Below are 22518 nucleotides of genomic sequence, written 5' to 3' on the forward strand. Positions count from 1 at the left end.
GCACATAGGTCCAGAAGAACACCGAGAGCAGCAGGCCGAGCTGGCTGGCCGACAGATGCAGCTCATCCTTCATCAGCGGGGCGGCGGTCGCCAGGTTGCCGCGGTCGACGTAGTTGATGAAGATCGCCAGGGCCAACAGCACCACGACGCCGTTGCCGAACGTCACGGGCCGAGGCGCCGCCTTGATGCCTATCGCCGCCACGCCGTTTCCCCGAGCTCGCTTCGGCGGTCAATGAACGATGTTCTGGACGGCCTGACAAGCGGCCGTCGACGGTCAGTCGGCGGCGATCCGGTCGGTCTCGACACGGGCGGCGATCAGGGTCTCGGCGTCCACCTTGCGCCCCCGCTCGGCGATCTCCAGGTGGATGTGGTCGGTGATGCCGAGGGGATAGCGGCGCTGCAGGCTGTGCGCATGGCCGATCGGCTGGCCGACGGCGACGGTGTCGCCCACCGCCACGTCCGGATCGACGTAGAAGGCCCGCGCGGTCAGGTGCAGGGCGGGGTTCTCGATCTCGACGAACTTCAGGGTCTGGTCGTCGGGGTAGGCGAAGCCGATCTTGGTGACATAGCCGCTGATCGGCGCGTCCACCGTCTGGCCGGCGGTCGCGATGTAGTCGACGCCCTCATGGTCCCGCGCTCCGCCGTCGCGCGAGGCGTGGAAGCGGCCCTCGCCATAGGCGTCCTCGCCGCGTGGCGCCTGGCCTGTGGGGTTGGCGATGTCGGCCCGGCCGTCGCCGTCCAGGTCGGCGCCTTCCCACACGAGCCGGGTCCTGACGGTCAGGGCCGCCGGCGGGGGCGCGGAGGCCGGGGCGGTGGAAAGGGGGTGTCCGTCCAGGGTTTCCGCGCGGACCGCCGCTTCGGCGATGCCGAGGGAGACGATGGCTGCGCCGATCCCGATCATCAGAACAGCAAAGCTTCTGCGGGGGAGGTGGGTCTGGATTGGATGTCTAGCGACCGTCGCTGTGAGTTCAGACGCAAATTTCATTACGGGGTGTCTTTACCGGTCCGGGCAGGAATTCAGATTCGATCGCTCCGAAGGTCGGGATCGGCGGCGATCATGGCGCGGGCGTTCTCAAACCATTGGAATTTGACTTCGATGTGGCGAGGCGGTTCACACTCCGGGGTGGTCGCCCGCGGGGGCTGGCGAGCCGCGACGCCGGTCAGGACGCGCCCATGATCCGTTCGACCCGCCGGTCGGGAATGAACCAGATCGCCGCCACCACCACATAGAGCGCCAGCGAGGCCACCGGCTGGACGAAGGCCAACCCGATGGCCACGGCATAGAGCGCCAGCGACGCCTTGCCCTTGCGGTCGCGGCCGAGCGCCCGGGCCAGGGCCGAGTCCGGCCCCTCGTGGCGCGCCAGCAGGGCCGTCAGCAGGGTGAAGGCGATCGCGTTCATGAACAGGACGCCGCCGTAGAGCGCCACCGGGACGGTCGCCAGACTGTGCTCGCCCATCCAGGCCGACGCGAAGGGCACCACGGACAGCCAGAACAACAGGTGCAGGTTGGCCCACAGGATCGGCCCCGTCACCGACCGGGCCAGGGCCAGGAAGTGGTGATGGTTGTTCCAGTAGATGCCGACGTAGATGAAGCTCAGCACATAGCTCAGGAACGCCGGCAGGACGGGAATCAGGTCCGCAAGGCTCGCGCCCCGCGGCGCCTTCAGCTCCAGCACCATGATGGTGATGATGATCGCCACCACCCCGTCGCTGAACGCCGCCAGCCGCTCCTTGCCCATCAGCTAAGCTCCCCCGCTCGACGACGGACCTTAGGGCGTCCATCCCGCCGCCGTCATCCTCGGTTCCGTCGAGACGCGATCCGGGGGCCCGGGCGCTCACCCCGGTCTCGGGCGCGATCAAGGTCGGGCGGCGCCCGCGCCCGGGCCAAAACCGTATGGCGCCGGTGAAAGATATTTCACTGGCCGCCCCCGGCCCGGCCGATATTTTTCAGGTCGCTCAGCGGCCTCGTCCGGCCAATTGAACTCCTCAAATCGGCGACCCCCTTCATGTTCCAACCATCCCAATCCACGGGCGGCCCACCCCCCCAAGGCCGTGCGTGGATCGGCGGCTCGTCCAGGACGATCCGCCGCGTCGCGGCCAGCCTGTTGATCGGCGTCACCTCTATCGCCGGCGTCGCAGGCTGCGCCTCGGCGGGGCCCTACAATCCGTCGGACCTCGCGCCGCGCCAACTCAGCCAGGTCCAGCAGATCTGCCGCTCCGTGATGGGCATTCCCGCCGGCATCGGGCTCTCGTCCGACTGCGTCGCCAACCTCTCCAGCTCCGCCTTGGCGCTCAGCCAGGGCCGCGCGCAGGGCGCCGCGCTGGACGAGGCCCGCCACGCCTGCCTCGGCAAGGGGCTTACGGCCGGCGACCCGAAGCTTGCGGTGTGCGAACTGTCCACGGTCGCCGACCGCGGGGCCCCGGCGCCCGATGCGGCCGCGGCGCGGTTCGACACCGCCGGCCTGGCGACGCCGGCCGGGTCCTACTTCAACGCCTCCTTCGGCGAGGTCCGTCGGCGTGAGCAGATGGCCTGCGCGCGCCTGGGCTACGATCCGATCAACGGCGGGTTTGCGAAATGCGTCGCCAGCCTGGATTCCGCCCTGTTCGCGTCGCAACATGTCATGCAATGAGGGGCTGGGCCCTCGCACGGGGTCGGAGACCGATATCCGGTCATGCATGTCCTCGACATCGCCAGCCTCAAATCCGGTTTTCCCGTGCCTAGGATCCTGGTGATCGAGGACGACCCGGCGACGGCCGACGAGATCGCGGCCTGCCTGACCGCCAGCGGGTTCGAGTCGCTGAAGCGGTTCGACGGGCCCACCGGGCTCGAGGCGGCCATGAGCGAGCGGTTCGATGCGATCACCCTCGACCGCATGCTGCCGGGCCTCGACGGCCTGGACCTGATCAAGGCCCTGCGGGACGCGGGCTCCGAGGCCCCGGTCCTGATGGTCAGCGCCTTGAGCGACGTCGACGATCGCGTGGACGGCCTGCGCGCCGGCGGCGACGACTACCTGATCAAGCCGTTTTCGCCCAAGGAGCTGGTGGCGCGCCTGGAGGTGCTGCTGCGCCGGCGCCGAACCTCCGGCGCCGAGGTGCGGCTGCGCGTCGCCGACCTGGAGCTGGATCTCGTCAAGCACGAGGCGATCCGCGGCGAGCGGCGCATCGAGCTGTTGCCCATGGAATTCCAGCTCCTGGAGTTCATGATGCGCAACGCCGGCCAGTTGCTGACGAGGCGGATGATCTTCGAGAAGGTCTGGGAGTATTATTTCGACCCCGGCACCAACCTCATCAACGTGCACGTGGGAAAGCTGCGCAGGAAGATCGACGGCCCCGGCCTCCTGCCGCTGATCAGAACCGAGCGGGGCCAGGGCTACATGCTGTATGCGCCTTAGCGAGGTCTGGCGGACGACGACCTTCCGGCTTTCGCTGCTCTACGGTCTGCTGTTCGCCACCGGCGCCGTCGCCCTGCTGGCCCTGGTCTATGTGCGGTCCGCCGTCTACCTGACCGAGCGCGTCGACCGCATCCTGGCCGCCCAGGCCAGCGCGGAGATGACCCTGCCGCCTTCGGCGCTCAGCCAGACGATCAACGACGCCCTGATCGTCAATGGCCGCGCCAGCGTCTTCGCCCTGTTCACGCCGGACGGCGCCAGGCTGACGGGCAACCTGCCGGCCCTGCCGCCCGGCCTGAAGCCGGACGGGCGGCCCGTGGAAATCGCCGCCACGGCCGAGTTCCCGGCGAGCGCGCGCCTGCTCGCCCGACGCTTGCCCTCCGGCGACATCCTGGTGGTCGGACGCGACATCAACCAGCTCCGCGAGATCCGGCGGATCCTCGCCTCGGCGCTGATCTGGAGCGGGGTGTTCATCATCGTCGCCGGCCTGGCCTGCGGCGTGGCGCTCAGCATGGGCCCCCTGCGCCGGCTGCGGGCGCTGCAGGACGCCGGCCACGACATCGCCGCGGGCGACCTCAAGCGGCGCATGCCCTCCAGCGGCCACGGCGACGAGCTCGACATGTTCGCCGGCACGGTGAACTACATGCTGGGCGAGGTCGAACGGCTGATGGCCGAGGTGAAGACCTCCAGCGACACCATCGCCCATGACCTGCGCACGCCCCTGACGCGCGCCCGCGCCCAGCTTCATCGGCTGGAACAGTCGCCGAGCGTCGATCCCGCCGACATCGGCCGCGTCACCGCCGAGCTCGACGAGGTGCTGGAGCGGTTCATCGCCATCCTGCGCATCTCCGAGATCGAGAGCCGGGCCCGCAGCGCCGGCTTCGCCGCCACCGACCTGGGCCGGATCGTCGAACAGGCGGGTGAGCTCTACCAGCCGCTGGCCGACGAGGCCGGGGTGCAGCTCTCGGTCTCGGCCGCCCCCGCCGTGGTCGTCGAGGCCGACCCCAAGCTGCTGTTCGAGGCGGTCAGCAACCTCGTCGACAACGCCATCAAGTTCACCGGCGCGGGCGGTCGCGTCCGGCTCGAACTGGACGCCGCCGGCGCACGCCCGCGGATCATCGTGCAGGACAACGGTCCCGGCGTCGCGGCCGACGAGCGGACCGCCGTCCTGCAGCGTTTCTACCGCAGCGAGCGCGACCAACTGACGCCCGGCTCGGGCTTGGGCCTGAGCATCGTGGCGGCGATCGTGCGGCTGCATCGCTTCGGCCTGGAACTGCAGGATTCCGCCCCCGGGCTGCGGGTGATCATCGATTGCCGAACGACGGCCTAAGATCTGGATTTCGCGAGGGAAAATTCCCTACATCGTGGTGAAATTTTATTCACTCGATCAGGCCGTTCATCCCACTAGGGTCCGCTGCGCGTCAGGCCTTCCACCGTGCGGTGGAGAGGGACCGGCGCGTTCAACCGCGGAGTGTCCTGGATGCTGGCGATCGTGCGGCTCGCTTTGCGGCGTCCCTACACCTTCGTCGTCCTGGCGATCCTGATCCTGCTCCTGGGTCCGCTGGCGGCGCTGCGTACGCCGACGGACATCTTCCCCGAGATCCGGATCCCGGTGATCGCCGTGGTCTGGACCTACCGCGGCCTGCCGCCGGACGACATGTCGGGCCGCGTGATCTACTACTACGAGCGGCAGCTCTCCTCCTCGGTCAACGACATCGAGCACATCGAGAGCCAGTCGCTTCCCGGCATCGGCATCGTGAAGATCTTCTTCCAGCCGACCGTCGACATCCGCACCGCCACGGCGCAGGTGACCTCGCTCTCGCAGACGGTGCTGAAGCAGTTGCCGCCCGGCATCACGCCGCCGCAGATCCTCAACTACAACGCCTCGACCGTGCCCATCCTGCAGCTCGCGCTGTCGAGCCCGAAGCTGGGCGAGCAGGCGCTGTTCGACACCGGCCAGAACCTGATCCGCCCCGCCCTGGCGTCGGTGGCCGGCACGTCGATCCCGTCGCCCTACGGCGGCAAGGAGCGGCAGATCCAGATCGACCTCGATCCGGTGGCGCTGCAGTCAAAGGGGCTGTCGGCGCAGGACGTGGCCAATGCGCTGGCCGCCCAGAACCAGATCATCCCGGCGGGCACGGCGAAGGTCGGGTCCTTCGAATATTTCGTGAAGCTCAACAACAGCCCCGAGGCGGTCGATGCGCTGAACGACCTGCCGATCAAGACGGTGGACGGCGCCACCATCTACATCCGCGACGTGGCCCACGTGCGCGACGGCTATCCGCCGCAACGCAACGAGGTTCGCGTGGACGGCCGCCGCTCGGTGCTGATGAGCGTGCTGAAGAGCGGCTCGGCCTCGACGCTCTCGATCATCTCCGGGGTGAAGGCGCTGCTGCCGAAGCTGCAGGCCGCCCTGCCGCCCTCGCTGCACATCGCGCTCCTCAACGACCAGTCGCTGTTCGTGAAGGCGGCCATCTCCGGCGTGGTCAAGGAAGGCGTGATCGCCGCGGCGCTCACCAGCCTGATGATCCTGCTGTTCCTGGGCTCCTGGCGCTCGACGGTGATCATCGCGACCTCGATTCCCCTGGCGATCCTGTCGTCGATCGCCGCGCTGTCGGCGCTGGGCCAGACGCTGAACATCATGACGCTGGGCGGCCTGGCGCTGGCGGTCGGCATCCTGGTGGACGACGCGACCGTCACCATCGAGAACATCAACTGGCACCTGGAGCAGGGCAAGGACGTCAAGACCGCCATCCTCGACGGCGCCGCCCAGATCGTCACCCCGGCCTTCGTCTCCCTGCTCTGCATCTGCATCGTCTTCGTGCCGATGTTCTTCCTGCAGGGCGTCGCGGGCTTCCTGTTCGTGCCGATGGCCGAGGCGGTGATGTTCGCGATGATCGCCTCCTTCGTCCTGTCGCGGACGCTGGTTCCGACCATGGCCATGTACCTGCTGAAGGCCCACCACGGCGGCCACGTCGAATATCTGATGGAGTCGCACGGCGGCGCGCCAGCGAAGGGCTCGCGCAATCCGCTCATCCGCTTCCAGCATGCCTTCGAGACGCGCTTCGCCAGGATCCGCGACGGCTACCGCGGCGTCCTGGCCCTGGCCCTGACCCATCGGCCGAAGTTCCTGCTGGGCTTCATGGCCGTCGTGGCGGCATCGTTCCTGTTGATGCCGATGCTGGGGTCCAATTTCTTCCCAAGCATCGACTCCGGCGCGATGATCCTGCACGTCCGCGCGCCGGTGGGGACCCGGCTCGAGGACACCGCCGCGGAGTTCGACCGCGTCGAGCAGGCGATCCGCCAGGTCGTGCCGCCCAACGAGCTTTCGACCGTGGTCGACAACATCGGCCTGCCGGTCAGCGGCATCAACCGCGCCTATTCCAACACCGGCGGCATCGGCCCGCAGGACGGCGACATCTACATCACCCTGGCCGCACACCACCGCCCGACCGCGCAGTTCATGGCGGAGCTGCGCCGCACCCTGCCGCAGCGCTTCCCGGGCTCGGTCTTCTCGTTCCTGCCCGCCGACATCATCAGCCAGATCCTGAACTTCGGAGCGCCGGCGCCGATCGACGTCCAGGTGGCCGGGCCCGACCGGGCGCGGAACGAGGCCTACGCCGGCGAACTGCTGCAGAAGCTGCGCGCCATCCCCGGCCTGGCCGACGTGCGTCTCCAGCAGTCGACCCATTATCCCCAGCTCAACGTCGCCGTCGACCGCTCCGAGGCCGACCGCCTGGGCCTGACGGAGCGGGACGTGACCAACACCATGGTCACCTCACTGGCCGGCAGCTTCCAGACCTCGCCGGCCTTCTGGCTGAACCCCAGGAACGGGGTCTCCTACCCGATCGTCATCCAGAGCCCGCAGCAGGACGTCGATTCGTTCTCCAAGCTGGAGAACATGCCGCTCGGCGCGGGCAAGGCGGGCGACCGGCAGATCCTGGGCGGGGTGGCCACGCTCAATCGGGGCGACGCGGACGCGGTGGTCTCGCACTACGCGATCCAGCCCTCGTTCGACATCTATGCGACGACCCAGGGCAGCGACCTCGGCGGGGTCGCCAAGGCGATCCGCGGGGTGCTGAAGGCCACCGCCAAGGACGCCCCGAAGGGCGCCACGGTCAGCCTGCGCGGTCAGGTCAGCACCATGGACTCTGCCTTCATCGGCCTGGGCCTCGGCCTCGTCGGGGCGATCATCCTGATCTACCTGCTGATCGTCGTGAACTTCCAGTCCTGGGCCGATCCGTTCGTGATCGTCACCGCCCTTCCGGCGGCGCTGGCCGGGATCGTCTGGATGCTGTTCATCACCGGCACGCCGCTGTCGGTGCCGGCGCTCACCGGGGCGATCATGTGCATGGGCGTGGCCACCGCCAACTCGATCCTGGTTGTCAGCTTCGCCCGCGAGCGCCTGGCCGCCACCGGCGACGGGCTGGTGGCCGCGCTGGAGGCCGGGTTCACCCGCTTCCGCCCGGTGCTGATGACGGCGCTGGCGATGATCATCGGCATGGCGCCCATGGCGCTGGGCCTCGGCGAAGGCGGCGAGCAGAACGCCCCCCTGGGCCGCGCGGTGATCGGCGGGCTGGTCTTCGCGACCTGCGCCTCGCTGCTGTTCGTGCCGGTCGTCTTCAGCCTCGTTCACCGCAAGGCGCCGGCCCCGGCGCAGAACCCCGCCCCGGACCGCGGCGCGGACCCAGGAGAAGCCTATGCCGTCTGATACGCCGACGCGCCCTGCCGGCGAGGCGGCGGCGAACGACCACTGCACCCCCGAGGCGCTGCGCCACGGACGGCTGCGGTGGCTGAAGCCGGCGGGCCTGGCGGCGCTCGCCATCGCCGCCGTCGCCGTCGCGGCCGGCGTGGTCACCCGCGGCGTCGCCAGGGCCTCGCTCAAGACCACCGCCGCGGCCGCGGCGCTTTCCACCGTCGACCTGATCGCGCCCACGGCGGATACCTCCGCCGAGCCCCTGGTCCTGCCGGCCGACGTCGAGGCCAACGACGTGGCCGCCATCCATCCGCGGGTCAGCGGCTATATCCGCAAGTGGGACGTGGACATCGGCGCCCATGTGAAGGCCGGCCAGCTCCTGGCCGACATCGACACGCCGGACCTCGACCAGCAGCTCGCCCAGGCCAAGGCGGCGCTGGCCACCGCCATGGCCAAGCAGGGCGTCGCCAAGACCTCCGCCGACCGCTGGGGCCGTCTCCTGGCCAAGAACGCCGTCTCCCAGCAGGAGACCGACGAGAAGACCGGCGACTTCGTCGAACGCTCCGCGGACGTCCAGGCGGCCAAGGCCGATGTCGACCGGCTGCAGGCGCTGGAATCCTTCAAGCGCATCGTCGCGCCCTTCGACGGCGTGGTGACGGCCCGCACCGCCCATGTGGGCGCGCTGGTGGCCGCCGGGACCCCCAACGATCCGGGCCTGTTCACCGTCGCCGACGTCCACCGCCTGCGCATCTATGTCCACGTGCCGCAGGTCTATTCCGCGCAATTGACGCCGGGCATGGCGGCCAGCGTTACGGTGCCGGAGCTTCCCGGCCGCCAGTTCACGGCCAGGCTCGCCAGCACGTCCGAGGCGGTCGGCGCCCAGTCCGGCGCGCTGCTGGCCGAGCTGCAGATCGACAACCCCGACCCGGCGCTGAAGCCCGGCGACTACGCCCAGGCCGCCTTCAGGCTGGCGCCCTCGGGGGCCGCCACCCTGCGCCTGCCGAGCAGCGCCCTGATGTTCCGCCAGAAGGGCTTGGCCGTCGGCGTCGTCGACGCCCAAAGCCGCGCCCATATCCGCTACATCACCATCCGCCACGACCTGGGAACCAGCGTGGAGATCGCCACGGGCCTCGGCGCCGGCGAGCGGGTCATCGACAACCCGCCGGATTCCCTGGAGGACGGTGAGAAGGTGCGCATCGCCACGCCGCCGCCGGCGGGCCGCGGATGAGGCCGCTTCGCGCGCTCCTGACGGCCGCGTCGGCCGCGGCCCTGGCCGGCTGTTCGCTGGCCCCGGCCTACCGTGCGCCGGAGGTCAGCGTCCCGGCGGCCTTCAAGGAGGCCGGCCCGTGGACCGAGGCCGCCCCGGCCGATCAGGCGCCGCGCGGCGCCTGGTGGCGAGCCTACGGCGACCCGCTGCTCGACCGCTATGAGGCGCAGCTCCAGGCAGAGAGCCCGACGCTCGCCGAGGCTGTGGCGCGCTACGACACCGCCCGCGCCCTGGCCCAGGAGGCCGCCTCCTATGGCTTGCCGAGCATCGGCGGCGGCGCCCAGATCACCCGCGACCGGCAATCCAACAACCGCCCCCTGCGCGGCTCGAACCAGCCCAACAACTATTCGGCGGACGGGGTGGGCGTCGCGGCGGACTATGAGCTCGACCTCTGGGGCCGGGTCCGCAACCTGGTCGCCGCCGGTCGGGCCGAGGCCCAGGCCAGCGCCGCCGACCTGGAATCCGTGCGCCTCAGCCTGGAGGCCAGCCTCGCGGACGACTATGTCCGCCTGCGCAGCCTGGACGCCGAGGCCGCCCTGCTGAACGACGCCGTGGCGGCCTATGAGCGCGCCTACGGCATCACCCACGACCGCTTCACCGAGGGCCTGGTGTCCGACCTCGACGTCAGCCGCGCGGAAACCCAGCTCCAGTCGACCCGCGCCCAGGTCGCCGACCTCGCCGCCCAGCGCGCGCTCGTGGAGCACGCCATAGCGAGCCTGGTGGGCGCGCCGGCCTCCAGCTTCTCGGTCCCCGCCGCGACCGTGCGCCTGGACCTGCCGAACGTCCCCACCGGCCTGCCCTCGACCCTGTTGCAGCGGCGGCCGGACGTGGCGGCGGCCGAGCGGCGGGCGGCGGCGGCCAACGCCCGCATCGGCGTAGCGCGGGCGGCCTTCTTCCCGCGGATCGACCTGGCCGCTGACTGGGGCTGGCAGAGCACCGCCTTCGCCAACCTGCTGGCGCCCGGCAACGCCTACTGGCTGCTGGGCCCGCAGGCGGCCATGACCCTCTTCGACGGCGGCCTGCGCAAGGCCCGCGTCGAGGCCGCCCGCGCCCAATTCGCCGAAGCCGGCGCCGCCTATCGGGCCCAGGTGCTGCGCGCCTTCCAGGACGTGGAGGACAATCTGGCGGTGCTCAACAATCTCGCCGTCGAGGCGGACAACCAGTCGGCGGCGATCCAGGCGGCGAAACGGACCGAGGCCACCGCGCTCGCCCGCTATCAGGAAGGCGCCGCCAACTACCTCGAGGTGGTCACCGCCCAGGCCGCGGACCTGCAGGCCCAGCGCGTCGGCATTGAGGTCGAGGACCGCCGCCTGCAGGCCAGCGTCAACCTCGTCCGCGCCCTCGGCGGCGGCTGGACGGCGGGCGACCTGCCGAGCGCCAGGGCCGTCGCCTCCGCGACGCCCGCCGCGTCCGCGCCCCGTTAGCCGGCCATGGCCCGCCTCGTCCTGCGGATCGAGCTGAACTCCGAGGCCCGGATCGGGGGCGACGCCATCCGCCTGCTCGAACTCGTGGACGCCAAGGGCTCGATCACCGCGGCGGGCCGCGCCCACGGCCTCACCTTCCGGCGGGCCTGGGCCCTGCTGGACGACCTGAACCGCATGTTCAAGGCCCCGCTCCTGGAAGCCCGCAAGGGCGGCCGTGACGGCGGCGGCGCCCATCTGACGGCGCTTGGACACGCCGTCGTGGCGCGCTTCCGGGCCATCCAGGCGAACAGCGCCGCAGCCGTGGCGCGCGACCTGGAAGTGCTCGAAGCGCTGGCGCGGGCCGAGGCGCAGTAGCGGCCTTCTCCCGGACGCCGCTCCCCGGGCGGTTGCTTCGCCGTCGCCCATCCCAAGTCGTCCGTTTACGTGCTAAGAGGGATGACCACCAGGGCTGCACGCATCCCTCGCCATTCCACGGGCGGGACATAGAGGGAGGATCGCAATGAGGGCTCGGGACTGGCTGCTGCATGGCGGCGCCTTGGCTGCAATCCTGGCGTTCGGCGCCGCACCGCGGGCGCAGGCGGCGCCACACCACAAGAAGCCGCATCACACCGCCGCCCACGCCGCGGTCGACGACCGGATGGCGGCGCTGGCCGGCGAGGTGCAGGCCCTGAAGGACAACCTGGCGGCGGAAACCGCCGCGCGCCTGGCGCTGCAGACCCAGGTCCAGGCCGCCTCGGCCCGCGCCGACGCCGCGGAGGCCGCGGCCAGGTCGGCCCGCACGGAGCTGGCCGCCGCTCGCGACGAGGAGATCAAGACCATTCCGGCGCAGGTCGCGGCCGAGGTGAAGAGGGAGCGGCCGATCGACGGCATCTACGTCGGCGGGGTCAAGATCACCCCCGGCGGCTTCCTCGAGGCGGCCGCGATCTACCGCGACCACAACACCGCCAACGACATCTCCACCGCGCTCAACACCGTCCCCTTCCCGCAGACGCGGCAGGGGCATCTGGCGGAAACGCTCTTCACGCCGCGCCAGACCCGGCTCTCCGCCCTGGTGGAGGGCAAGCCCAACCCGGACGTCACGCTGGCCATGTATGGCGAGTTCGACTTCCAGGGCGCGGCCCAGACCTCCAACTCCAACGAGACCAACTCCTACGTCCCGCGGATCCGCCACCTCTACGGGACCATCGACTGGGCCGACAGCGGCTGGCACTTCCTGGCCGGCCAGACCTTCTCGCTGGTCACCCTGGACTCCAAGGGGATCACGCCGCGCAGCGAGGTCCTCCCCCTGACCATCGACGGCCAGTACCATGTGGGCTTCACCTGGACGCGCCAGCCGATCGTCCGCCTGACCAAGGACCTGATGGACAAGCACCTGTGGATCTCGGTCTCGGCCGAGAACCCGCAGACCACCTTCACCGGGACCGTGCCGGCCGGGGTGATCAACACCATCAACAACGGCCAGGGCTTCTTCGCCGGCGCCACCAACACCGGCGTCGCCGCCACCCAGTCGCTCAACCACGTCCCCGACGTCGTGGCCAAGGTCGCGGTCGAGGAGGATATCGCCGGCCACCACCTGCACGCCGAGGTCCTGGGCCTAGCCCGGGACTTCTACGAACGGCTCGCCACCTTCAGCAACAAGGACGTCTGGGGCGGCGGCGTCGGGGCCGGCGTCACCCTGCAGGTCCTTCCCGGCCTGTTCGATCTCCAGGCCTCGGGCCTTTGGGGCCGCGGCATCGGCCGCTACGCCTCAGGCCAGCTTCCGGACGTGACCTTCTCCCCGGACGGGCGCATCCAGCCGATCCGCGAAAGCATCGTCCTGGTGGGCGGCGTCGTGCACGCCACCAAGGCGCTCGACCTGTGGGCCTACGCCGGCCAGGAGCGCGACGACAGCGCCGCCTTCGGGGCCATCGGCTACGGCAACCCGCTGTTCGTGAACACCGGCTGCGAGATCGAAGGCTCGGCCCTCCCTTGCACCGGAAACACCCAGACGCTGAAGGAGCTCAGCGTCGGCTTCTGGGACAAGTTCTATAGCGGCGCCTGGGGCCAGGCCCGCGTCGGCCTGCAGTACTCCCATGTGGAGCGCAACGCCTTCGCCGGCGTCGGCGGCGCCCCGCAGGCCCGCGAGAACATGGTCTTCACGAGCTTCCGCTACTATCCGTTCCCGTAGCGGCGTCCGGCAGGGGCGCGTGACCGCCAAGCTCGCCTCATCCATGAGGTTCGGGCCGGGCTGGCCGGATATCGAGGCGCATGGGCGAGGCTCGGGTGACGCGAAACGCAAAGATCCTCCCCGTCGCCTGGATCCAGGACGGCTGGATCTACAGCAGCCAGGCGGCGCAGAACGGCAAGTTCTGGATCGCCGACAACTGGATCTGGGGCCCGGACGGCGCCGCCGACATGGACACCCGCCACTGGGTCGCCAATGGCTGGATCTGGGGCCCGGTCGGCGCGCCGAGCGTGGAGACCGGCTTCTACATCGCCGAGGGCTGGATCTACGGCCCGGGGCTCAAGCTGCCCTTCGCCTGAGGGCGCGGCCCCTCGCTTTTTCCACTGCTCATCCCCGCGAAAGCCTGGAACCAGGTCCCATAGCCCTGCGGCTGGCTGGGCGCGCGCTCAGAGCCGATGGACCCCGCGTCCGAGCCGTTCCATCCGGGTCCCGGCCTGCACCGGAACGAGCGGCGTTGAGACCCAAAACGCGCCGCCGAACCGGCAAGGGTCGGCTTGGATCTCATGGCGGCCCGCGCGTCTGCCGGGGAGGCTGGCCTTTCTAGGCCGTGGCGGAGAGGGTGGGATTCGAACCCACGGTGCCCGTAAAGGCACGCCGCATTTCGAGTGCGGTGCTTTCGACCACTCAGCCACCTCTCCTGAAGCCGGCGTGGGGCCCTGGAACAGGGGGCCCGCTGAGCGAGGCGCGGAACCTACTCATCCGACCCCGCCCGCGCAAGCGCGCGGTTCAACCGGCGAAACCGGGGCCTTGCGGGCGCCATTGTCTTGCCGAAAGCGCGGGCGACGGGGAAGGTGGCCGCCCGCCGATCATTGGGCGGATCCGACGATTTCACGCCCCGGCGCGCGCGACGCCCCGGACATTGGGACGACGCCATGGCCGACGAGATGATTTCCCTGGGCGCGAAGCTGGCCCAGCACGCCCGCTTCCAGCCCAACGCCCCGGCGGTGTCGAGCGGTGAGGCGACCCTGACCTACGCGGCGCTGCACCGGCGCACCAATCGCCTGGCGCATGGCCTGGCGGCGCTGGGCGTCAAGCCGGGCGACCTGGTGACGCTGGGCCTGCCCAACGGGATCGGCTTCGTCGAGGCCTGCTATGCGATCTGGAAGCTGGGGGCCACGCCGCAGCCGGTGTCGTTCCGCCTGCCGAAGGGGGAGCTGGAGGCGATCATGGACCTGGCGAAGACGCCGATCGTGATCGCCGACTTCAAGCATGAGATCGACCGGCCGCTGGTCACCGTCGCCGACATCGCCGCGCGGGCGGACGACGAGGCCGACCTGCCCGACGCCATCGCGCCGGTCTCCAAGGCGCCCACGTCGGGCGGGTCGACCGGGCGGCCGAAGCTGATCCTGTCCGGCCAGCCGGGGGTTACGCTGGCGGAGACGCCGGAGATCGGCGGCTGGCGGCTGAAGGCGGACTCCGTCGCCGTGCTGCCGGCGCCGCTCTATCACAACGCCGGCTTCGGCATGATGATGGCGGCCATCTCCCAGGGCTGCCACCTGGTGGTGATGCCGAAGTTCGACCCCGAGGCGACGCTGGCCGAGATCGAGGCGCGCAAGGCCACCTGGGTCTATGTGGTGCCGACCATGATGAACCGGATCTGGCGGCTGCCGGACGCGGTGCGGGAGAAGTACGACCTGTCGTCCCTGGAGACCCTCTGGCACCTGGCGGCGCCCTGCCCGGCGTTCCTGAAGGAGGCCTTCATCCGCTGGATCGGACCCGAGGTGGTGATGGAGCTCTACGCCGGCACCGAGGCCCAGGCGGTGACCATCATCTCCGGCGCCGAGTGGCTGGAGCATCGCGGCTCGGTGGGCAAGGTGACCGTGGGCGAGATGAAGGCGGTGGGCGAGGACGGCCGCGACCTCGGCCCCCGCGAGGTGGGCGAGATCTATATGCGCCGCCCGGAAGGCGCGCCGCCGACCTACCAGTACATCGGGGCCACCGCCAAGGTGATGGAGGGCGGCTGGGAGAGCCTGGGCGACATCGGCTGGTTCGACGAGGACGGCTATCTCTACCTCGCCGACCGTCGAACCGACATGATCCTGGTGGGCGGCTCCAACGTCTATCCGGCGGAGATCGAGGCGGCGCTGGAGGAGCATCCGGCGGTGCAGTCGGTGGCGGTGATCGGCCTGCCGGACGACGACCTCGGAAACCGCATCCACGCCATCGTCCAGGCCAAAGGCGTGGTGAACCCCGACGACCTGAAGGCCCACCTCGCCGGCCGGCTGGTCAGCTACAAGCAGCCGCGGTCCTACGAATTCGTCGACGAGCCGCTGCGCGACGACGCGGGCAAGGTCCGGCGCTCGGCGTTGCGGGATGCGCGGCTGAAGGCGGAGGCCTGACGCGCCGTGTCATCCCGGTTTCGCGGCATGTGAAGACCGGGACCCATGAGCGCCGGCAGTGCGGCGATCCGGAGAGCTTCGTGTCCATGGGGCCCGGACACGCCGCTTCGCGGCTTTCCGGGATGACACTGAGGGGAGGGCCGCGCTAAGCCGCTGGCATATTCGAGGCCGATATTTCGGGGAGGATCATGAGCATCAAGGGCAGGGCCTATGTCATGGGCGCGTTCGAGCATCCGCTCCGCGACGCGCCGTCGACCTCCACGCCGCAACTGCACGCCGAGTGCGCGCGGGGCGCGCTTGCCGACGCGGGCCTCGGCTTCGACGATGTCGACGGCTACTTCTGCGCCGGCGACGCGCCGGGGTTCGGCGGCCTTTCGATGATCGACTACATGGGGCTGAAGAACGTCCGCCACCTGGACTCCACCGAGACCGGCGGCTCGTCCTACATCGTCCATGTGGGGCACGCCGCGGAGGCGATCGCCGCCGGCAAGTGCCAGGTGGCGCTGATCACGCTCGCGGGCCGGCCGCGGCAGGCGCGGGGCGGCGGCGGACGCGGCGGCGGCTTCGGCGAGCCCGCCCCGGAAGCCGGCTTCGAGAACATCTACGGCGGCTCGACCCACAACACCTACGGCATGTGCGCCATGCGTCACATGTACGAGTACGGCACCACCAGCGAGCAACTGGCCTGGATCAAGGTCGCCGCCTCGCACCACGCCCAATGGAACGAGCATGCGTTCCTGAAGGACGTGGTCACCGTCGAGCAGGTGGTCAATTCGCGGATGATCGCCGACCCGCTGCACCTGCTGGACTGCTGCGTGGTGACCGACGGCGGCGGCGCCCTGATCGTCACCTCGCCGGAGGTGGCGAGGTCGCTGAACCGCCCGAAGGTGCGGGTCATGGGCGCTGGCGAGGCGCCGAAAGGCCCGCGCGGCGGGCTCGATCTGGACCTGACCCACTCAGGCGCCGTCTGGTCCGGACCTAGGGCCTTCGAGGAGGCCGAGGTGACGCCCGCCGACATCAAATACGCCTCGATCTACGACAGCTTCACCATCACCGTGCTGATGCAGCTCGAGGACCTGGGGTTCTGCAAGAAGGGCGACGGCGGCAAGTTCGTCTCCGACGGAAACCTGATCTCAGGCGTCGGCAAGCTGCCGTTCAACACCGACGGCGGCGGCCTGTGCAACAACCACCCCACCAACCGCGGCGGCATCACCAAGGTGATCGAAGCGGTGCGCCAACTGCGCGGCGAGGCGCACCCGAAGGTGCAAGTGAAGAACTGCGACCTGGCCATCGCGCACGGCACGGGCGGCTCGCTCGGCACGCGCCACGGCTCGGCGACGGTGATCCTGGAACGGGAGGCTTGAGCATGTCGGAACCACGCGATCCGAACGCCGCGATGACCCGGCCGATCCCCGCGCCGGTGGTCAACGTCGAGACGCAGGCCTTCTGGGATGCGGCGAAGGAAGGCCGCTTCCTGATCAAGCGCTGCGTAGATTGCCAGAAGGCCCACTGGTACCCGCGGGCCATTTGCCCGTTCTGCGCGTCCAGCGAAACGGTCTGGGAGGAGAGCCCCGGCGAGGGTGTGATCTACACCTACTCGGTCATGCACCGCTCGCCGACCGGCCCCTACGCCATCGGCTATGTGACCCTGGACGAAGGCCCGGCTGTGCTGACCAACTTCGTGGACGTGGCGCCGAACGGGCTTGCCATCGGCATGAAGGTGAGGGTCAAGTTCCAGCCGACCGAAGGGGGGCCGCCGGCGCCGGTGTTCGCGCCGGCCTGAAGCGCGCGGTTCGGTCGGGGGACACCGCATGGCCGCCGCCGAAACCAGCGATCTTCCGCTTCCGCCGCGGGTCGCCGCCCACCACGGTTCAGTCGGGCTGTTCGGCGCGACCGCCCTGGTCGCCGGCAGCATGGTGGGCTCCGGCATCTACGTGTTGCCCGCCAGCCTCGCCGCCGTCGGCTCGATCTCGATCCTGGGCTGGATCGCCGCCACCGCCGCAGCCCTGACCGTCGCCGGGGTGTTCGCCTGGCTTGCTGGCGTGGCGCCGCAGGCCAAAGGCTTGCCGGCCTATGTCGAGGCCGGGCTCGGCCCCTTCTTCGGCGTCCAGACGGCGGCGGCCTATTGGGCGTCCTGCTGGATCGGGTCGGTGCCGATCGCGGTCGCGGTGGCCGGGGCCATCGGCTATCTCGCGCCCTCGGTGGCGGCGGCCGGGCCGAGGCTGTTCCTGACCCTGGCCGCGATCTGGCTGAGCGTCACCGCCGCGTGGGTCGGCCCGAGGGCCGTGGCGCGGGTCGAGGGCCTGACGCTGGCCGTGGGCCTGGCGCCGGTCGGGATCGCCGCGACCCTTGGGTGGTTCGCCTTTCACCCGGCGGTCTTCCTCGCCTCCTGGAACCCGCAGGGACTCAGCCTGCCGGCGGCGGTCGGCCCCTCGGCGCTGAACGCCTTCTTCGCCTTCCTGGGGGTGGAATGCGCAGCTGCGACGGCCGGCGTGGTGCGCAATCCGGCGCGCAACGTGCCGCGCGCCAGCCTGATCGGCATCGGTGTCGTGGCGATCCTCTACGTGAGCGCCTGCAGCGTCCTGATGGGCATCGTGCCGGCCGCGTCGCTGGCGAAGTCCGCCGCCCCGTTCGCGCAGGCCGGACAGGCGACGCTGGGCCTGGGCCTGGGCGGCGCGATCGCGGTCTGCGCGCTCTTGCGCGCCCAGGGTTGCCTGACCGGCTGGACCCTGGTGGCCAGTGAGACCAGCCGCAGCGGCGCCGACGCCGGCGTCTTTCCCAGCCTCTTCCGCACGCGGGCCGGTGAGCGGGTCTCGCTGATCAATCTCCTGACCATCGGCGGACTGATGAGCACGCTGGCGGTCGCCACGGCCTCGCCGACCTTGGGACAGCAGTTCGCAGTGTTGGCGAACATGGCGGTCTTGCTCAGTCTATACAGCTATATTCTGGCCAGCGGCTCGCTGCTCCGGCTGTCGGGGACCCTCACGCCCGGCCGCAGGTGGGGCGCGCGGCTCACCGCGGTCGTGGCCATCTGCGCCAGCGTCGCGCTCATCGCCTCGGCCAAGCCGATCGAACTCGCCTTCTGCATGGGGGCGATGGCGGCGGCCGCCCTTCTGTATCGCTCGCTCCGGCGCCGCTAGGCTCGCAGCCGTCCACAACGTCCGCGGCCATTGCGCCCTGGAGGATGGAGTTACTCCCCGCCGCTCTTCGCCGCGCCGCCAGCCTCCGCCTGCTTCTTCTCTTCCGCCCGCGCCCCCGCCAGCATGCCGGTGAGCGCGTAGTTGCCCTCGTGGCAGGCGTATTCGTAGACCTGCCCCTTGGTCGTTCGCATCTGCACCTCGCCCGAGAACGGGGCGGCATAGGTGTCCGGGTCCGACACCGTGAACTGGTAGGACAGCGAGTTCGGCCCGATGCGGCGGAACTTCTCGATCACCTTCTGATTGGGCGAACCGCCACGCAGGCCCTGTTCGGGGCGCATGTTGGTGGTCTCGACCACCAGGGTGTCGCCTTCCCAGTGGCCGACCGAGTCGCCCATCCAGACCTTCATGCTGGCGGGCAGGTGGCCGCCCGTCAGGTGGATGTGGCGCACGTCGTGGACCATCTCCACGTCGATGGCGATCTCGTCCTTGGACTGCACGATCTGGTAGGTGTTGTTATACATCAGCGGCAGCATCGGCGGCCCGGCGGACGAGCCGAACGAGAGCAGGCAGCGCTCGCCCAGGCTGAAGCCTTCGGGGTTGTCGGTGCGGCCCGCGCGGCGCGGGCCTGCGGCCGAGGCGATCCGCGGCGGCAGTTGGCCGTTGGCCGGCGAGGTGATGATCGAGGCGCGCTTCTCGCCGTTGATATCGATCAGCCTGGTGCCCGGATCCTTCCAGCCCTGGTTGTAGCCGCAGTTGAAGCCGGAGATGCCGTCAGGCCCGCAGTCAGCGTTCTTCAGCTCGGTCACCTTCAAGGTCGCCGGCGTCGGCGCATCGGCGCGGGCCACCTGGGCGCGGGTGGCGGCCTCGGCCGCGTCGGCCTCGGCCTTAGTGAGCACGTTACGCTCACCGTATTTGGCGTCGCGCGTCAGCGGCGTGATGGTGGCGTTGGTCCACACCCCTTGCAGGTCCGGCTGGCCATAGGCGGTGCGCGGCGCGTGATAGGCCTTCGGGCCCTGGGCCAGGGTCGGCGCGGCCGCCAGCCAGGCGACAGTGGAAACAGCAAACGCGAGCGCGCGCAGGCTCATGGCGGTCCTCCCAGCCCTCGGGTCTTCGCCCGACGTCGGATCAGTTTAGGCCGCTCCGGCCAAACGGGAAGAGCGGACCTCCGCGGTCAACCGCTCAATGAGCAGCTTCGCCTCTCGCGAGTTGGTGACACGATGGACCGGCCGGCCTTCGAACATTCCACCGACGAACCATTGCTCGTATCGCGCCCGGTTCGACAGCCAAGTGTCCCAGGCCCAGCGGATGGGATGCTCCTTCTCCAACCATTTGCCGAAGAGCTCCCTGTTGCCGCTCCCCGGCCAGAGCTCGCGCTTAGTGACGGCGCGGTTGAACGACCGCCAGACGACCTGGCGCATCACCACCCATCTGGCGGTGTCCATCCAGACGAAGGCGGTCGCCCTGGACCAGTGCGCCTCGCGCGCCTTGGTGTAGTTGCCGTCCATGACCCAGGCCTCCGCGGCGGCGGCCGCGGCGACGCGGCGAAAGAACTCGTCGGGGTCGTCTATGGAAAGCGCCCGCCAGCCCGGCTGCCAGTTCAGGGCGTCCAACTCCACTTGCGGCAGGCCGAGCGCGCGGGAGAGCGCCTTGGCCATGGTCGTCTTGCCCGACCCCGAGGTACCGACGACGACCAGGCGCACCTCACGCCTCCTCGCCCTCGCTCACCTCGGCCAGCACCTCGGCGGTGTGCTCGCCCAAGCGGGGCGGGTGGCGGCGGATGTTGGCCGGCGTCTTGGAGAATTTCACCGGCGGGCGCATGGCGACGTAGCGGCCAAGCTCGGGGTGCTGGAAGGTCTGGAAGAACTCCACCGCCTTGAGGTGCGGGTCCTCGGGCAGGTCGTCCAGGCGGTTGGTCTTCACCACCGGGATCGACAGGGGCTTGAGCACGTCGAGCCACTCCTGGGTGGTCTTGGTGGCGGCCGCCTGCTCCACCAGGCCGTAGAGCTCGCTGATGTGCTTCATGCGGGTGAAGTAGTCGGAGAAGCGCGGGTCCCTGGCGATCGTCTCGCCCATGCCGGCGGCCTCGAAGAACTGGTCCCACTGCTTGTCGGTGTAGGGCAGCAGGCCAATGTAGCCGTCCTTGGTCTTGAACGGCTTGCGGTTGGGATTGACCACCCGGGTGTAGCCCCACTGGCCGGTCGGCGGATCGTAGGTCTGGTCGTACATGTGCTCGACCAAGAGGAAGCTCGTTACGCACTCCAGCATCGGCACCTCGACGAACTGGCCTTCGCCGGTGCGCGCGCGATGCAGCAGGGCGGCCGTCACCGCCTGGCTCAGGAACAGGCCGGAGACCTTGTCGGCCACGAGGGTGGGCAGGATGCGCGGCGTCGGGTTCCCGTCGGTCCGCGGCAGGACGTCGGCGCAGCCGGAGGCCGACTGGATCAGGTCGTCGTAGGCGGGCTCCCCGGCGTAGGGCCCGTCGGAGCCGTAGCCGGCGGCGTGCACATAGACGATGTCGGGTCGGATCGCGGCGACGTCCTCATAGGCCAGCCCCAGCCGCTTCAGCCCTTCGTAGCGGACCGAGGCCGCGAACACGTCGCACGACTTGATCAGCCGCCGGACCGCACGCTTGGCGCTTTCCTGCTTCATGTCGAGCACGATCGAGCGCTTGTTGCGGTTGATGGTCAGGAAGATGGGGCCGAGGTCGCGCGGCGCGCCTTCCGGCACGTGGCCGGCCCAGCGCATGATGTCGCCGCCGTCGCCGCGATTGCTGCCGGGATCTTCCAGCTTGATGACGTCGGCGCCCTGGTCGGCCAGGAGCTGGGTGCCATAGGCGCCGTTGACCACGCTGGTCAGGTCGAGGATGCGAATCCCCGCCAGCGGCCCGGTGGCCTCGCCCGCCAATCGCTTAGCTTCCGCCACGTGATCTATCCCCTCCCCGGTTCCGGTCGTTAAGATCACCCTACAAAGATCAAGAGACGCGGGGGAGGGCCTCTATGGATTTCGAACTCGCCGAAGAGCACCGGATGCTCAAGGAGCTGGTCGCCCGGTTCGTGAAGGACGAGCTGATGCCGCTGGAGCCGGCGGTGCTGGCCCGCGAGGCCGAGGGCGGCGGCCTGGGCATCGGCCCGACGGAACACGCCCGGCTGGACAAGGTCGCCGGCGAGCTCGGCCTGTTCGGCCTGGACGCACCCGAAGATGTCGGCGGCTCGGACCTGCCGATGACCGCCATGGTCGGCGTCGAGGAGGAGATCGGGCGCTGCGTCACGCCTTACACCCTGCCGCCGGATAGCCCGAACCTGCGCATGCTGATGCAGACGGTCGACGAACGGCAGCGAGCCGCCTACCTGGCGCCCTACGTGGCCGGCAAGACGGTCTCGGCCATCGGTATCTCCGAGCCGGGCGCGGGCTCTGACCCGGCCGGCATGACCACCAAGGCCGTCAGGGACGGCGACGACTGGGTCATTAACGGCCGGAAGATCTGGATTTCGCGGGCGGCCGACGCCGACTTCACCATCCTGATGGCCGTGACCGACCAGGAGAAGCGGGCGCGCGGCGGAATCTCGGCCTTCCTGGTGGACAAGGGCACGCCGGGCTTCAACGTGCTCCGGCGCATCCCGATGATCGGCGGGTCCTACACCTACGAGATCGCCCTGGAGGACTGTCGGGTCGAGGGCTGGAAGCTGCTCGGCCAGGAGGGCGCAGGCTTCGCGCCGATGCAGACGCGGCTCGGCACCCGGCGCATCCAGATGGCCGCCTGGTCGGTGGGCATGGCGCAGCGGGCGCTGGACATGGTGGTGGCCTACGCCCCGCAGCGGAAGACCTTCGGGCTGCCGCTCTCGGAGCGCCAGGCGATCCAGTTCTGGGTGGCGGAGGCGGCGACCAAGATCCACGCCACGCGGCTGATGACCTACCACTGCGCCTGGAAGCTCGACCGCGGCCTCGATGTCCGCAACGAGATATCGATGATCAAGTGGTACGCCACCGAGATGGCCTATGAGACCGTCGACCGGGCCATGCAGGCCTTCGGCGCCATGGG

The 22518-nt window shown here is 70.0% G+C and carries 19 protein-coding genes and 1 tRNA gene; 14 read left to right on the forward strand and 6 right to left on the reverse strand.

Going from position 1 to position 22518, the window contains the following annotated elements; translation table 11 throughout:
• Positions 1-274: 274 nt before the first annotated feature.
• Both VNW53_RS01635 and VNW53_RS01640 read right to left on the reverse strand, forming a co-directional pair.
• On the reverse strand, positions 275-901 hold the full coding sequence (locus VNW53_RS01635; RefSeq protein ID WP_325553179.1) for a M23 family metallopeptidase: 627 nt from the start codon (positions 899-901) through the stop codon (positions 275-277).
• 259 nt (positions 902-1160) lie between these two features.
• Positions 1161-1739, reverse strand: a complete 579-nt coding sequence (locus tag VNW53_RS01640; protein WP_325553181.1) for a TMEM175 family protein — start codon at positions 1737-1739, stop codon at positions 1161-1163.
• A gap of 267 nt (positions 1740-2006) precedes the next feature.
• Here VNW53_RS01640 and VNW53_RS01645 point away from each other — a divergent pair, with 267 nt between their 5' ends.
• From VNW53_RS01645 to VNW53_RS01685, 9 genes are all read left to right on the forward strand, one after another.
• Positions 2007-2630: a hypothetical protein gene (locus VNW53_RS01645; protein WP_325553183.1), complete on the forward strand. Its 624-nt coding sequence runs from the start codon at positions 2007-2009 to the stop codon at positions 2628-2630.
• Positions 2631-2714: 84 nt separating this feature from the next.
• The gene (locus VNW53_RS01650) at positions 2715-3392 is read left to right on the forward strand and encodes a response regulator transcription factor (RefSeq protein WP_325553185.1); all 678 of its coding nucleotides are present in this window, start codon (positions 2715-2717) and stop codon (positions 3390-3392) included.
• The gene (locus VNW53_RS01655) at positions 3382-4719 is read left to right on the forward strand and encodes a HAMP domain-containing sensor histidine kinase (RefSeq protein WP_325553187.1); all 1338 of its coding nucleotides are present in this window, start codon (positions 3382-3384) and stop codon (positions 4717-4719) included. The genes VNW53_RS01650 and VNW53_RS01655 overlap by 11 nt, the downstream gene beginning before the upstream one ends.
• A gap of 150 nt (positions 4720-4869) precedes the next feature.
• The gene (locus VNW53_RS01660; protein WP_325553189.1) at positions 4870-8100 is read left to right on the forward strand and encodes an efflux RND transporter permease subunit; all 3231 of its coding nucleotides are present in this window, start codon (positions 4870-4872) and stop codon (positions 8098-8100) included.
• Positions 8090-9313 (forward strand): efflux RND transporter periplasmic adaptor subunit, encoded by a 1224-nt coding sequence (locus VNW53_RS01665; protein ID WP_325553191.1) that lies wholly within the window; start codon positions 8090-8092, stop codon positions 9311-9313. The genes VNW53_RS01660 and VNW53_RS01665 overlap by 11 nt, the downstream gene beginning before the upstream one ends.
• On the forward strand, positions 9310-10776 hold the full coding sequence (locus tag VNW53_RS01670; protein WP_325553193.1) for an efflux transporter outer membrane subunit: 1467 nt from the start codon (positions 9310-9312) through the stop codon (positions 10774-10776). The genes VNW53_RS01665 and VNW53_RS01670 overlap by 4 nt, the downstream gene beginning before the upstream one ends.
• A 6-nt stretch (positions 10777-10782) precedes the next feature.
• Complete coding sequence (locus tag VNW53_RS01675; protein ID WP_325553195.1) at positions 10783-11130, forward strand: winged helix-turn-helix domain-containing protein; 348 nt, start codon at positions 10783-10785, stop codon at positions 11128-11130.
• A 145-nt stretch (positions 11131-11275) separates the two neighbouring features.
• A complete protein-coding gene (locus VNW53_RS01680) occupies positions 11276-12943 on the forward strand; it encodes a hypothetical protein (RefSeq protein WP_325553196.1) in 1668 nt (555 codons plus the stop codon).
• A 95-nt stretch (positions 12944-13038) separates the two neighbouring features.
• Positions 13039-13299, forward strand: a complete 261-nt coding sequence (locus VNW53_RS01685; protein WP_325553198.1) for a hypothetical protein — start codon at positions 13039-13041, stop codon at positions 13297-13299.
• Positions 13300-13548: 249 nt separating this feature from the next.
• Here VNW53_RS01685 and VNW53_RS01690 read toward each other — a convergent pair.
• A tRNA-Ser gene (locus VNW53_RS01690) sits at positions 13549-13638 on the reverse strand.
• Positions 13639-13872: 234 nt separating this feature from the next.
• On the opposite strand from VNW53_RS01690, the gene VNW53_RS01695 reads away from it, so the two are divergent.
• The 4 genes from VNW53_RS01695 to VNW53_RS01710 all read left to right on the forward strand — a co-directional run bounded on the left by VNW53_RS01695 (position 13873) and on the right by VNW53_RS01710 (position 18479).
• A complete protein-coding gene (locus VNW53_RS01695) occupies positions 13873-15339 on the forward strand; it encodes an AMP-binding protein (RefSeq protein ID WP_325553199.1) in 1467 nt (488 codons plus the stop codon).
• Between the two features lie 188 nt (positions 15340-15527).
• The gene (locus VNW53_RS01700; RefSeq protein WP_325553201.1) at positions 15528-16703 is read left to right on the forward strand and encodes a thiolase domain-containing protein; all 1176 of its coding nucleotides are present in this window, start codon (positions 15528-15530) and stop codon (positions 16701-16703) included.
• A gap of 2 nt (positions 16704-16705) precedes the next feature.
• Complete coding sequence (locus VNW53_RS01705) at positions 16706-17122, forward strand: Zn-ribbon domain-containing OB-fold protein (protein WP_325553202.1); 417 nt, start codon at positions 16706-16708, stop codon at positions 17120-17122.
• 28 nt (positions 17123-17150) lie between these two features.
• On the forward strand, positions 17151-18479 hold the full coding sequence (locus VNW53_RS01710; protein WP_325553203.1) for an amino acid permease: 1329 nt from the start codon (positions 17151-17153) through the stop codon (positions 18477-18479).
• 50 nt (positions 18480-18529) lie between these two features.
• Here the strand turns inward: VNW53_RS01710 and VNW53_RS01715 are convergent, their stop codons facing one another.
• From VNW53_RS01715 to VNW53_RS01725, 3 genes are read right to left on the reverse strand one after another with little or no spacing between them, the layout of a single operon-like run.
• The gene (locus tag VNW53_RS01715; RefSeq protein ID WP_325553204.1) at positions 18530-19564 is read right to left on the reverse strand and encodes a hypothetical protein; all 1035 of its coding nucleotides are present in this window, start codon (positions 19562-19564) and stop codon (positions 18530-18532) included.
• Positions 19565-19609: 45 nt separating this feature from the next.
• Entirely contained in the window at positions 19610-20179 is a 570-nt protein-coding gene (locus VNW53_RS01720) for an AAA family ATPase (protein ID WP_325553205.1), read from the reverse strand.
• A 1-nt stretch (position 20180) separates the two neighbouring features.
• Positions 20181-21401, reverse strand: a complete 1221-nt coding sequence (locus VNW53_RS01725) for a CoA transferase (protein WP_325553206.1) — start codon at positions 21399-21401, stop codon at positions 20181-20183.
• A gap of 74 nt (positions 21402-21475) precedes the next feature.
• Between VNW53_RS01725 and VNW53_RS01730 the strand changes: the two genes are divergently transcribed.
• Positions 21476-22518: acyl-CoA dehydrogenase family protein (locus tag VNW53_RS01730; RefSeq protein ID WP_325553207.1), on the forward strand; the 1043-nt coding region annotated here is incomplete at its 3' end.

This window comes from Phenylobacterium sp., assembly GCF_035569475.1.
Taxonomy (GTDB): domain Bacteria; phylum Pseudomonadota; class Alphaproteobacteria; order Caulobacterales; family Caulobacteraceae; genus Phenylobacterium.